At 63.3% G+C, this 12,923-nt stretch carries 12 protein-coding genes; 10 read left to right on the top strand and 2 right to left on the bottom strand.

Annotation, left to right across the window (positions count from 1 at the left end; genetic code table 11):
• Positions 1–104: 104 nt before the first annotated feature.
• From X744_RS159910 to X744_RS159895, 4 genes are all read left to right on the top strand, one after another.
• On the top strand, positions 105–1,286 hold the full coding sequence (locus tag X744_RS159910; RefSeq protein WP_023758588.1) for a divergent polysaccharide deacetylase family protein: 1,182 nt from the start codon (positions 105–107) through the stop codon (positions 1,284–1,286).
• Between the two features lie 37 nt (positions 1,287–1,323).
• Positions 1,324–1,848 (top strand): RNA pyrophosphohydrolase, encoded by a 525-nt coding sequence (locus tag X744_RS159905; protein WP_023758589.1) that lies wholly within the window; start codon positions 1,324–1,326, stop codon positions 1,846–1,848.
• Positions 1,849–1,873: 25 nt separating this feature from the next.
• Positions 1,874–3,013: an alanine racemase gene (gene alr, locus X744_RS159900; RefSeq protein ID WP_023758590.1), complete on the top strand. Its 1,140-nt coding sequence runs from the start codon at positions 1,874–1,876 to the stop codon at positions 3,011–3,013.
• 89 nt (positions 3,014–3,102) lie between these two features.
• Positions 3,103–4,359, top strand: coding sequence for a D-amino acid dehydrogenase (locus tag X744_RS159895; RefSeq protein ID WP_023758591.1), 1,257 nt, complete (start codon positions 3,103–3,105; stop codon positions 4,357–4,359).
• 129 nt (positions 4,360–4,488) lie between these two features.
• Here X744_RS159895 and X744_RS159890 read toward each other — a convergent pair whose 3' ends face one another.
• Complete coding sequence (locus X744_RS159890) at positions 4,489–5,370, bottom strand: LysR family transcriptional regulator (RefSeq protein WP_023758592.1); 882 nt, start codon at positions 5,368–5,370, stop codon at positions 4,489–4,491.
• 164 nt (positions 5,371–5,534) lie between these two features.
• On the opposite strand from X744_RS159890, the gene X744_RS159885 reads away from it, so the two are divergent.
• Positions 5,535–7,031 carry a CoA-acylating methylmalonate-semialdehyde dehydrogenase gene (locus X744_RS159885; protein WP_023758593.1) on the top strand — a complete coding sequence of 499 codons (1,497 nt, stop codon included), beginning with the start codon at positions 5,535–5,537 and terminating at the stop codon, positions 7,029–7,031.
• A gap of 244 nt (positions 7,032–7,275) precedes the next feature.
• Positions 7,276–7,581: a hypothetical protein gene (locus X744_RS159880; protein ID WP_023758594.1), complete on the top strand. Its 306-nt coding sequence runs from the start codon at positions 7,276–7,278 to the stop codon at positions 7,579–7,581.
• Between the two features lie 23 nt (positions 7,582–7,604).
• On the opposite strand, the gene X744_RS159875 is transcribed toward X744_RS159880, so the two are convergent.
• Complete coding sequence (locus tag X744_RS159875; protein ID WP_031259971.1) at positions 7,605–8,255, bottom strand: GntR family transcriptional regulator; 651 nt, start codon at positions 8,253–8,255, stop codon at positions 7,605–7,607.
• A gap of 106 nt (positions 8,256–8,361) precedes the next feature.
• On the opposite strand from X744_RS159875, the gene X744_RS159870 reads away from it, so the two are divergent.
• From X744_RS159870 to X744_RS159855, 4 genes are all read left to right on the top strand, one after another.
• Positions 8,362–9,255 carry a dihydrodipicolinate synthase family protein gene (locus X744_RS159870; protein WP_023758596.1) on the top strand — a complete coding sequence of 298 codons (894 nt, stop codon included), beginning with the start codon at positions 8,362–8,364 and terminating at the stop codon, positions 9,253–9,255.
• 56 nt (positions 9,256–9,311) lie between these two features.
• Entirely contained in the window at positions 9,312–10,649 is a 1,338-nt protein-coding gene (locus X744_RS159865) for an FAD-binding oxidoreductase (protein WP_031259973.1), read from the top strand.
• Between the two features lie 32 nt (positions 10,650–10,681).
• A complete protein-coding gene (locus tag X744_RS159860; protein WP_023758598.1) occupies positions 10,682–11,683 on the top strand; it encodes a 4-hydroxyproline epimerase in 1,002 nt (333 codons plus the stop codon).
• A gap of 334 nt (positions 11,684–12,017) precedes the next feature.
• Positions 12,018–12,920: a branched-chain amino acid ABC transporter permease gene (locus tag X744_RS159855; RefSeq protein ID WP_023758599.1), complete on the top strand. Its 903-nt coding sequence runs from the start codon at positions 12,018–12,020 to the stop codon at positions 12,918–12,920.
• Positions 12,921–12,923 lie beyond the last annotated feature (3 nt).

Genomic DNA, 12,923 nt, shown 5'->3' on the forward strand with positions numbered 1-12,923 from the left:
AGGCAAAGCCCCAACACGGCGACAGGGGTGCGCCAGGATTATGAATTCGCGCATGTCTTTTCGAAACGGTTTCGTCTTCGAAGCCATGCGCCCGGGGATTAGGCTTGGCTGACATAGGCAAGGACATCGAACGCCCGCTCGGACAGGCTGCCCGGTCGCCGCGCGCCGCCGGCAGGGTCAGCGGCGGCACGGTCTTGGCGGCCTTGGCCATGCTGGCTGTGGTCGGCGTGTCCGGCGCGATCGCGCTCAGAGAAAAGCCGTTTCGAAGGCCGCAAGAGGTTGCCGCTTCGACGCCGAAAGTAGCCAAGGCGGCCGAACCCGCTGCCGTGCCGGCCGCACTGGCCCCGGTGGCGACGCCAAAGCCGGACACGCCGGCAAAGACAGGCGGGCCGCAGATCATCCATGTTCAGACGGAAGAGGGCGATGGCCCGCCCAAGGCGGCGATCGTCATTCACGACCCGTCGACCATCGGCCAGAACCTGAAGATCGCACATATTCCTGACAAGGCCCTGATCGAAGCCAGCGAAACCGGGCCTTTGCCTGTGCGCTCCACCGATGGCCGACGCCCGTTCGACGTCTATGCGAGACCCTGGTCGGGCGGGCGCGGCGCGCGGGTGGCGATCGTCATCGGCGGGCTCGCGGTGTCGCAGACAGGCACCCAGGCGGCCATCGCCAAGCTGCCGGCTGAAGTCACGCTGGCCTTCGCGCCGCAAGGCAACAGCATCGGCCGCTGGATGCAGGCGGCCCGGCAAAGCGGCCACGAGATCGTCATGCAGGTGCCGCTCGAACCGTTCGACTATCCCAACATCAATCCCGGCCGCAACACGCTGACGGTGGCGGCAAGCGCGGATGAGAATTTGAAGAACCTGCACTGGGCGCTGTCGCGGACGACCAACTACACCGGCGTCATGAACTACATGGGCGCGCGCTTCTCCGCCGATGCGGCGGCGATGGAGCCGTTCATGGCCGAGCTCGGCAAACGCGGCCTCGCCTATATCGATGACGGTTCGTCGGTGCGCAGCCTGGCACCCGACCTGGCGTTGAAGGACGGCGTACCCTTCGTCTCCGGCGACATGGCGATCGATGCGGTGCAAGATCGCGGCGAAATCCTGAAGAAACTGGACAGTCTCGAAGCGACCGCGCGGGCCAAAGGCACTGCCGTTGGCATCGGCTCGGCCTTCGACATGACGGTCGACACGGTGTCGTCCTGGGTCATCGAGGCCAAGAAGCGCGGCATCGAGATCGTGCCGATTTCAGCGGTGGCGATTGACCCGCAAAAAGGCTAGCGACGTCCTGCGTGGACGACGACCGAAAGACTGATTGATGGCAAAGACAGAAACAATCGACCGCGAAACGCTGCCGTATCGTCCCTGCGTCGGGCTGATGGTCCTCAATGCCGAAGGCCTGGTCTGGGTCGGGCACCGCATTGCGGAACCGGACAGCGAATTTGCCGGCACGACGCAGCTTTGGCAGATGCCGCAAGGCGGCATCGACAAGGGCGAGGAGCCGTTGCAGGCGGCCGAGCGCGAGCTCTATGAGGAGACCGGCATGCGCAGCGTCTCGCTGCTGGCAGAGGCGCCGGACTGGATCAACTATGATTTGCCGAACCATCTCGTCGGCATTGCCTTCAAGGGCCGATATCGCGGGCAGACGCAGAAATGGTTCGCCTTCCGCTTCCATGGCGATACCAGCGAGATCCAGATAAACCCACCACCGGGCGGCCATACCGCCGAATTCGACAAATGGGCATGGCGGCCGATGCGGGAGCTGCCCGACCTGATCGTGCCGTTCAAGCGCCATGTCTATGAGGACGTGGTGGCGGCGTTCCGGCATCTGGTGCAAGAGTAGGGAGTAGGGAGCTGGGTTGAATGCCATGAACGACGCCCCCCAAAGGTCGCTGCCCCAAGAGGTCACCGCCATAAGCGAAGCGGCGGCTGGGGCTGTCCTCACCATCGATCTCGTCGCGATCCGTGAAAACTACCGGCGGCTGAAAGCGCGATTGGGCAATGTTGGCTGTGCCGGTGTGCTCAAGGCTGACGGCTACGGCGTAGGCGCGAGCCAGGTCGCGGCGGCGCTGCTGCGCGAAGGCTGCGACACCTTCTTCGTCGCGCTTCTGGGGGAAGGCGTCGCCTTGCGCCGCTCAATTGGGCCGGGCCCTGCCATTTTCGTGCTGAACGGAATTCCGCCCGGAGCCGAGGCAGACGCCGTGGCGGCAGAGCTTAGCGCCGTCGTCAACAGCGTGGGGCAATTGGCGGCCTGGCGTGCGGCGGCTCGCCGCGCCGGCCGAAAACTCCCGGCCGCGATCCAGGTCGACAGCGGCATGTCGCGGCTTGGCATGGCGCCCGGGGATGTGGAGCACGTTGCCGCCGATCCGCATGCCTTCGACGGCATCGACATCCGTTTCGTGATGAGCCATCTGGCCTGCGCCGACGAGCCGGAGCAGCCGGCCAATGAGCGACAGCGGCTGGCATTCGAGCGGCTGCGCGCACTGTTGCCGAAGGCGCCGGCCTCGCTCACCAATTCGTCCGGCATCTTCCTGGGACAACGCTTCCACTATGATCTCGCGCGCCCTGGTGCCGCGCTCTACGGCATCAATCCGACACCGGCCAGGCCGAACCCAATGCTGCCGGTGGTGCGGCTGGAGGCCAAGGTCGTCCAGACACGCCTGCTGGAGGCCGGCGTCGGTATCGGCTACGGCCACATGTTCCAAACGACGGCTCCGCTCGCCGCCGCGACGATCTCGCTGGGCTATGCCGATGGCTGGCACCGGCGCGCGGCGTCCGCGGCCTGGTTCGAGGGCGTGCGCCTGCCTTTCCTCGGACGGGTGTCGATGGATTCGATCATTCTCGACATCTCCGCTCTGCCGTCCGGCAGGCTACGCGAGGGTGATCTCGTCGAACTGCTCGGTCCCTCGCAAAGCGTCGATGACGCTGCCGGCCATGCCGGCACCATCGGCTACGAAATCCTGACCAGCCTCGGCCCTCGCTTTCATCGGCGATATCTCAATAGCTAATCCCTGGCGCGTAGCCTCTTGGCGGGCGCCAGAGAATCCGGCAGACAGAAGATGGCACCGGTTTGGGCGTCGCCGTGGAGTGTTGTACGATGAAGATCATGGTGCTGGGCGGTGGCGTCATCGGGGTAACCACTGCGTATTATCTCGCCGAAGCCGGCCACGAGGTGACGGTTCTCGATCGTCAGAAAGGCCCGGCGCTGGAAACCAGCTTTGCAAATGCCGGCGAGATATCGCCAGGCTATGCCTCGCCCTGGGCCGGACCCGGCGTTCCGCTGAAGGCGATCAAATGGCTGCTGATGAAGCATGGCCCGCTGGTGGTGCGGCCAGCCTTCGATCCGCATATGTGGACATGGCTGATCAAGATGCTGCGCAACTGCACGGCCGAGCGCTATGCGATCAACAAGGCGCGCATGGTGCCGCTGGCCGAATACAGCCGCGACACGCTGAAGGCGCTGCGCGAAGCGACCGGCATCGCCTATGACGAGCGGACCCAGGGCACGCTGCAGCTGTTTCGCACGCAAAAACAGCTCGACGGCACCGGCGGCGATGTCGAGGTGCTGAAGAAATATGGTGTGCCTTACGAGATCCTCGACCAGGACGGCTGCATCGCGGCCGAGCCTGGCCTGGCCGGGGTCCGCGAAAAGTTCGTCGGCGGCCTCAGGCTGCCGCACGACGAGACCGGCGACTGCAAGATGTTCACCGATAGGCTGGCCGAACTCTGTGTGGCGCGCGGAGTCAAGTTCGAATACGACGTGACGATCTGGCGTGTCATCCGCAGCCGAAACCGCATCGCCAATCTCAGCACCAGCAAGGGCTGGAAATCCGCCGACGCCTATGTGATGGCGCTGGGCAGTTATTCGGCAGGGTTCATGCGCCGGGTGAAACGGCCGATCCCGGTCTATCCCGTCAAGGGCTATTCCATCACCGTGCCGATCAAGGATGCCGCCGCGGCACCGGTGTCGACGGTGATGGACGAGACCTACAAGGTGGCGATCACCCGCCTCGGGAACCGCATTAGGGTTGGCGGTACGGCGGAGATTTCCGGCTTCGACCTCAGGCTACATGAATCGCGGCGCCGCACTCTGGAGCACTCGGTCGGCGATCTCTTTCCGGGCGCCGGCGCGATGCGGGACGCGACCTTCTGGTGCGGGCTGCGGCCGATGACGCCGGACGGTCCGCCGCTGATCGGCCGCACCGAGCTGTCCAATCTCTATCTCAACACCGGCCACGGCACGCTCGGCTGGACCATGGCCTGCGGCTCGGGCAAGGTGCTGGCCGACATCATCTCGAGTCGAGTGCCGGACATCGATGTCCGCGACCTCGCGCAGGAGCGTTATCTGCGATAGAAGATCAACGACTGCCGGACCCAGTCTTCGCCGAATGGGCGCAATTCGCAGACAATGTTGGGCGTGTGGTGAATTCGTTCATGCTCGACCTGCCCTAGATGGCGGATTTGCTCTATCGGTTTTGCGAAATCAGGTGAACAGGCTTCTCTCCCGCTCCACTGCCTTGGTGATGAAGCTGGCAACGATCTGGACGCGGCGCAGCGGCCTGACCGATTCGTGATAGACCAGCCAGTAGGCGCGACGGATGGGTGCCACCGCATCGACCGGCACCAGTTCCGGCATCGAGCGGGCGACGAAGGTGTGCAGGATGCCGATGCCGGCGCCCGACCGCACCGCCTCGGCCTGGCCAAGTGCGGAGGAAATGGCGAAGCTGGTGCGCCAGTCGGCGCTGAACTCGGCCGCGTAGTCGAGCGAGGGGCTGACGATGAGGTCCGGCACATAGCCGATGAGGGTGTGTTGGCCGAGTTCGGCGGCGGTTTTGGGCAAACCATGCACTTGCACATAATCGCGCGAGGCAAACAGCCCGAGCGAATAGTCGACCAGCTTCCCCGCCACCAGCCGGCCTTCGGTCGGCCGCTCGACGGTGATCGCGATATCGGCTTCGCGGCGCGACAGCGAGAAGGAACGCGGCACCGGCACAAGCTGGATCGTCAGTTCGCGGTGCAGCGCGGTCAATTCGCCGAGGCACTTGGCCAGGAAGGCAACGCCAAAGCCGTCGGGCGCGCCGATGCGCACCGTGCCGGAAACGTCGTCGCCTTCGCCGGCAACCGTTGAGCGCGCGGCGATCATGTCGCCCTCCATACGCTCGGCAATGTCGAGAAAGCGCTCGCCGGCCGGCGTCAACTCACTACCGGTGGTCAAGCGGCGAAACAGTTTTGTCCGCAAAGCATCCTCGAGCGCAGCGATGCGGCGCGAGACAGTGGCGTGGTTGAGCTCCAGCCGTTTGGCCGCGCCAAGGATCTGGCCGGCGCGCGCCACGGCCAGGAAGATGCGAACGTCATCCCAGTTCAATCTCTTAATCCGTACAGCAGCAATTGCATCCCGCCATTTGCGGGAATTGATGCTCGCCCGTCAATCGCTATCTATTTTCCGCACAACGGTTGCGTTCTCCCTCGCGTTGCCATCGCCGCTGCAAAGGCGGACAATGGGCCATCACAAACAAAGGGAGAGAGATCATGATCGACTACGGTCATTTCATCGGCGGCAAGCATATCGCCGGGACCAGCGGCCGCAAGCAGGATGTGATGCAGCCGATGGACGGCTCCGTGCGCGGCACGGTGGCACTGGCTTCGCAGGCGGAATTGCGCGCGGCTGTCGAGAATGCCAAGGCTGCACAGCCGAAATGGGCAGCGACCAACCCGCAGCGCCGCGTGCGCGTGCTGATGAAGTTCCTCGAACTCGTTGCCCGCGACTATGACGAACTGGCCGACATCCTGGCGCGCGAGCACGGCAAGACGATCGCCGACGCCAAGGGCGACATCCAACGCGGCCTCGAAGTGGTCGAGGTCTGCATCGGCGCGCCGCACATGATGAAGGGCGAATTCACTGACGGTGCCGGTCCCGGCATCGACGTCTATTCGATGCGCCAGCCGCTCGGCGTCGTCGCCGGCATCACGCCGTTCAACTTCCCGGCAATGATCCCGTTGTGGAAGATCGCGCCGGCCATCGCCTGCGGCAACGCTTTCATCCTGAAGCCGTCGGAGCGGGACCCGGGCGTGCCGATGCGTATTGCCGAGCTGTTCCTCGAAGCCGGCCTGCCGGCGGGCATTCTCAACGTCGTCAATGGCGACAAGGATGTCGTCGACGCCATCCTCGACGATCCCGATATCAAGGCCATCGGCTTTGTTGGCTCGACGCCGATCGCCCATTACATCTATTCGCGCGGCACCGCCGCGGGCAAGCGCGTGCAGTGCTTCGGCGGCGCCAAGAACCACATGATCATCATGCCTGATGCCGACATGGACCAGACTGTGGATGCGCTGATCGGCGCCGGCTATGGCTCGGCCGGCGAACGCTGCATGGCGATATCGGTGGCCGTACCGGTCGGCAACGACACCGCCAACCGGCTGATGGAAAAGCTCGTTCCGCGCGTAGAGAGCCTGAAAGTCGGTCCTTCGACCGACTCTTCCGCAGATTTCGGCCCGCTGGTAACGGCGCAGGCACTGGAACGCGTCAAGGGCTATGTCGACACCGGCGTCAAGGAAGGCGCCAAGCTGGTCGTCGACGGCCGCGGCTTCTCCATGCAGGGCTATGAAGACGGCTACTATATGGGCGGCTGCCTGTTCGACAACGTGACCGCCGATATGCGCATCTACAAGGAAGAGATTTTTGGGCCGGTGCTCTCGGTGGTGCGCGCGCCGACCTATGAAAGCGCGATCAAGCTCGCCAACGACCACGAGATGGGCAATGGCGTCGCCATCTTCACCCGTGACGGCGATGCCGCGCGCGACTTCGCCTCGCGGGTCCAGGTCGGCATGGTCGGCATTAACGTGCCGATCCCGGTGCCGATCGCCTACTACACGTTCGGCGGCTGGAAGGCATCTTCCTTCGGCGACCTCAACCAGCACGGGCCGGACGCGTTCCGCTTCTACACCAAGACCAAGACAGTGACCTCGCGCTGGCCGTCAGGCATCAAGGATGGTGCCGAATTCGTCATCCCGACCATGAACTAGCCGGACGATTTTCCGCTTGTGCGCCCTCGCCTAAGCCGCGGGGGCGCGGCATATCCGGCATCGAAGGCCCGGCCGAGGCGGCCGGGTCTTTCTGCATTCTGGCCGCGGCCTTGTCCGCAAAATCGCTAATGTGATGGAACCAAGCGGGCGCCATCCGCCTTAGCTTGTATTCCTGCGTCGATTGCAGGCCAATCAACAGCGCCGGTGGCAGCCGGGGTCCCCGTCTGGCGCGAGGAGGTGTCAGATGACACGAAGTCTTGTGGCGACGATGATCTTGGCGTCGCTTGCGATACCAGCCGTTGCCCCGCACGCTAGTGCTGCTGGACAATGCGCATCGCGAGTTGATCTGATCAAGGCGCTCGGCGAGAAGTTCCACGAAGTCGAAGCAGGACGCGGCCTCATCAATCCTAGCGTGGTTCTCGAGATTTTTGTTTCCGAGCAAGGCAGCTGGACAGTTCTGGCGTCCGATACAAAGGGCCAGAGCTGCATCCTGTCCATAGGCGAAGGCTGGGACAGCCCAACGATCACCGCCAATTTGCCGGGCACCTAAGCCAACCGGGCGGTTCGATTGTTTTACCGTGTCGCCGCGGCCTCGGCATGACCGCGCAGCAGCGCCATCAGCCGTTTGGCATCCTCGGCCGCGGCCTCTTCGTCACCGTCGAGGATCGAGCGGATCAGTGCGACATGATGTTCAGCGGATTCAGCAAGACCGGTGTCGGCCTTGTAGCGGAACCAGAAACGGCGGCTGTGGGTCTGCAAGGGTGCGGCCAGGCGGGCAGCGAACGGGTTATCGGCGGCCAGCGCCAGCGCATCGTCGAGCGCCTTGTCGGCCTGGATGAAGGCAAGCACGTTGCCCGCGATCACTGCCTTTTGCATGGCGAGGGCTGCCTCGTGAAACAGATCGGCAGCTTCGCGGCTGACAAAGCGGGCGGCCGAGCGGGCCAGGACCACCTCGACGCCGCGGCGCGCATCGAGCACGCGCAGCCAGTCGCCGGGATGTAGTGGAGCGATCGCGATGCCGGCGCGCGGGCGCACGTCGAGCAATCCTTCCCAGGCCAGCCGCTGGATCGCCTCGCGCACCGGCGTGCGGCCGAGCCCGAGCCTTTCGATCAGGGTGCCCTCGGTGACGAAGCTTGCGGGGGCCAGCTCGAGCGTGACGATCATATGCTCGAGTGTATGATAGGCCTTGGCAGCCGCCGGCTCGGTTGTGGTGCTCGCTTCCATGGACAGGCCGCCTCCTGATATATCTAGAATATATCATAGCGAAATCCGTATTGACAGGCGGTTTCCTGACAGATATATGGCTGATATATCAGATGGAGACATAATCATGTGGACCGGAGTTTTCCCCGCCGTCACGACCAAATTCACCACGGATGATCGTCTCGATCATGCCGAGATGGAGCGCTGCTTCAACCTGCAGATGGAGGCCGGCTGCGACGGCATCATCGTCTGCGGATCGCTCGGCGAAGGACCGATGCTGTCGCCTGACGAAAAGATCGAGGTGCTGAAGACCGCGCAGAAAGTTGCGGGCAAGAAGCCGGTGTTGCTGACCGTCAACGAGGCTGGAACCCGCGAGGCCGCCAGCATAGCTAGGCGTGCCGCGAAAGAAGGCGCCAACGGGCTTATGGTGGTGCCGAGCCCGATCTACCACACGAATGCAGAAGAGACCGTCGCCGCACTTCGTGCCGTAGCCGAGGCCGGCGACCTGCCGGTCATGATCTACTCCAACCGGCTTGCCTATCGGGTCGATGTCACTGTCGACCAAATGGAGGAGCTGGCGTCGGACAAGCGCTTCGTCGCCATCAAGGAGTCCTCCGACGATATCCGCCGCTCTACCGAGATCATCAATCGCCTGGGCACTCGCTACGACCTGTTTACCGGGGTCGACAATCTGGCCTTCGAGGCGTTGTCGGTCGGCGCCATCGGCTGGGTGGCCGGACTGGTCACCGCGTTCCCCCGCGAGACAGTCGCCATCTACCAATTGATGAAGCAGGGCCGCCGCGAAGAGGCACTCGCCATCTACCGCTGGTTCCGGCCGCTGCTCGATCTCGACGTATCGACCTATCTGGTGCAGAACATCAAGCTTGCCGAAGTGTTCGCGATCAACAGCAATGATCGCGTGCGCATGCCGCGACAGCCGCTGTCGGGCGAGCGCCGCAAGGCAGTCGAGAAGATCGTCAAGGACGCATTGGCGGTTCGGCCGACACTGCCGCAGTTCTGAGGCTTTCTTCTCCCGAACAGCCCTGCCGTCCACGGGGCAAAGATGGCGGCAGCCAGATGAAGGGCAGCACCTACGTGCAAGGAAATTCCAAGTCGCCGGAAACGGGGCGCCTACCCTCATCCGCCCTTCGGGCACCTTCGCCCTTTGAACAGGGAGAAGCGGAAGACGTCGCCATCGTCGGTGGCGGCATCATCGGTGTCTGCGCCGCCGCGGCTCTGGCCGAGGCGGGGCGCAAGGTCACGATCTTCGATCGGACCGGCATTTGCGAGGAGACGAGCTCAGGCAACGCCGCTGCCTTCGCCTTCTCCGACGTACTGCCGCTGGCGCATAAGAGCATGATGCGGCAGCTGCCGAAATGGCTGGCCGATCCGCTCGGCCCGCTCAGCATTCCGCCCGCCTATCTGCCGAAACTTCTGCCTTGGCTGATCCGCTTCTGGCGTGCCGGTGCGCCGGGGAAATACGAGGCTAGCCTTGCCGCTCAGGCGGGCATGATGAAGCTCGCCGAAGCGGAATGGATGGGCCTGCTCGATCGCTCCGGCACGCGAGGGATGCTGCGCGAGGACGGTTCGCTCGAACTCTACGAAAGCGAGGCCGAGTTTCAGGCCGGGTTGCCCGGCTGGGCGACGCGCGAGCGCTTCGGCATCGGCTTTAGCCATGTCGGGCGCGAGGAACTCGCCGCCTTGCAGCCGGGGCTTTCACCGCGCTTCGTCAAGGGCACTTTCGTGCCGGGATGGAAGACGGTCGCCGACCCGAAACTGCTCGGAAAAGCGGTGTGGGCCTATGCACAAACCAAGGGCGCCCGCTTTGAGATCGCTCGGATCGAGCGCGTTGCGACCAATCCGGAAGGTGCCGCGCTGACATTGGCCGACGGCACGACCAGGCAAGCCAGGCATCTTGTCATCGCCGCCGGCGCCTGGTCGCATCTGCTGGCGAGGCAACTCGGCGATCGCATTCCGCTTGAAACCGAGCGCGGCTACAACACGACGCTGCCGACGAGCGCCTTCGACGTGAAGCGGATGCTGATCTTCTCCGGACATGGCTTCGTCATCACGCCGCTCGAAACGGGGCTGCGCGTCGGCGGCGCCGTCGAACTCGGCGGCATCGAGCGACCTCCCAACTACAACAGGTCGAAGGCGTTGCTGCAGAAGGCGCAGAAATTCCTGCCGGGGCTCGATCCCTCAGGCGGGTGCGAATGGATGGGATTCCGCCCCTCGCTGCCGGATTCAGTGCCCGTCATCGGTCATGCATCGGGAAACCGGTCGGTGATTTATGCTTTCGGCCACGGCCATCTCGGCTTGACCCAGGCAGCAGCCACCGGACGGTTGATCCGGGAACTCGTCCTGGGGCAGACTCCGCCGATCGATCTGGCCCCCTTCAGTCCATATCGGTTTTGATTTTCGTGGGTTTTGATTTTTCGAGGAGCGTGATGGCCAAGAAATCCTTCTTCTGCATAGACGGCCACACCTGCGGCAATCCGGTGAGGCTGGTCGCCGGTGGCGGCCCGCTGCTGCAGGGCTCGACGATGATGGAACGGCGAGCGCATTTTCTGGCCGAGTATGACTGGATCCGCACCGGGCTGATGTTCGAGCCGCGTGGCCATGACGTGATGTCCGGCTCGATCCTCTATCCGCCGACGCGCGAGGATTGCGACATCGCAATCCTGTTCATCGAGACCTCTGGCTGCCTGCCGATGTGCGGCCACGGCACCATCGGCACGGTGACGATGGCGATCGAGCACGGGCTAATCAAGCCGAAGACGCCGGGGGTGCTTCGGCTCGACACGCCGGCCGGCCTGGTCATCGCCGAATACAAGCAGGTCGGCGACTATGTCGAGGAGGTGCGCATCACCAATGTGCCGTCTTTCCTCTATGCGGAAGGGCTGACGGTCGAATGCCCGCAGCTCGGCGAAATCGCCGTCGATGTAGCCTATGGCGGCAACTTCTACGCCATCGTCGAGCCGCAGAAGAACTATCGCGACATGGCCGACCATTCGGCCGGCGACTTCATCGCCTGGAGCCCGGTGGTGCGGCAGCGGCTCAATGAGAAATATTCCTTCGTGCATCCCGAGAACCCTGGCATCAACCGGCTGTCGCATATGCTGTGGACCGGCGCGCCGACCAACCCCGAGGCCGACGCCCGCAACGCCGTGTTCTACGGCGACAAGGCGATCGACCGCTCACCCTGTGGCACCGGCACCTCGGCGCGGATGGCGCAGCTTCATGCAAAGGGCAAACTCAAGGCCGGCGACAGCTTCGTTCATGAATCGATCATCGGTTCGCTGTTCAAGGGCAAGGTCGAAAAGGACGTCACCGTCGCGGGCAAACCGGCAATTGTTCCCTCGATCGGTGGCTGGGCGCGAATGACCGGATTGAACACCATTTTCATCGACGATCGCGATCCGTTCGCGCATGGTTTTGTGGTCAAGTGAAGGGAAACTTGACCCTACGGAAAGGAGCGGAACGAAAAACGGACTATGTCAGTAACGCAACGATTCTTCTCATCACCTAATTTTGACGGCGATTTCTTCGAAACGAGGCGCATGATGCGGTCGAATCGTCAAAGACATTGCGTTATGCCAATGGTAGGGTCCGCGATAGTCCAGGGGTCGGATACGGAAAAACGGGCAATCAGACGGCGTGTCGGCAAAACACGCACGACGATTGAAAAATGACGTTGCAATCCGGGCTCGAAACTTTACGACTAGGGGAAATACGAAAAGGAATGCGTCTGCATGGGCGACATTCCAGGGGAGCCACGTACACATGCAGTACTTTGTCCAGCAGCTTATCAACGGGCTGACGCTGGGATCGATCTATGGGCTGATCGCGATCGGCTACACGATGGTCTACGGCATCATCGGCATGATCAACTTCGCTCATGGCGACATTTTCATGGTGGGTGCCTTCACGGCCCTGATCGTCTTCCTCGCTCTAGGCGCGCTGTTCTATTCGGTGCCCGTGGTGCTGGCGCTGCTGCTCATGATGATCGTGGCGATGCTGCTCACCAGCCTCTACAATTGGACGATCGAGAAGGTTGCCTACCGGCCATTGCGCGGCTCGTTCCGGCTGGCGCCGCTGATCACCGCGATCGGCATGTCGATCGCGCTGTCGAACTTCGTCCAAGTGACGCAGGGGCCGCGCAACAAGCCGATCCCGCCGATGGTCAGTCAAGTCTACAACATCGGCGGCATCAGCGTGTCGCTGAAGCAGATCATCATCGTCATCGTCACGGCGCTGCTGCTGGTGCTGTTCTGGTACCTGGTCAACAGGACTTCGCTTGGCCGAGCGCAACGCGCCTGCGAGCAGGACCGCAAGATGGCGGCGCTGCTCGGCATCGATGTCGACCGCACTATCTCGATCACCTTCATCATGGGTGCGGCGCTTGCCGCCGTCGCCGGGACCTTGTTCCTGATGTATTACGGTGTCATCGCCTTCTCGGACGGCTTCACGCCCGGCGTGAAAGCCTTTACCGCAGCGGTGCTGGGCGGCATCGGTTCGCTGCCGGGCGCGGTGCTCGGCGGGCTGATGATCGGCTTCATCGAGAGCATGTGGTCGGCCTATTTCTCGATCGACTACAAGGACGTCGCGGCGTTCTCGATCCTGGCGATCGTGCTGATCTTCCTTCCTTCCGGCATACTGGGCCGGCCAGAAGTCGAAAAGGTCTGAGAC

It is taken from the genome of Mesorhizobium sp. LNHC252B00 (genome assembly GCF_000502955.1).
Classification (GTDB): Bacteria; Pseudomonadota; Alphaproteobacteria; order Rhizobiales; family Rhizobiaceae; genus Mesorhizobium.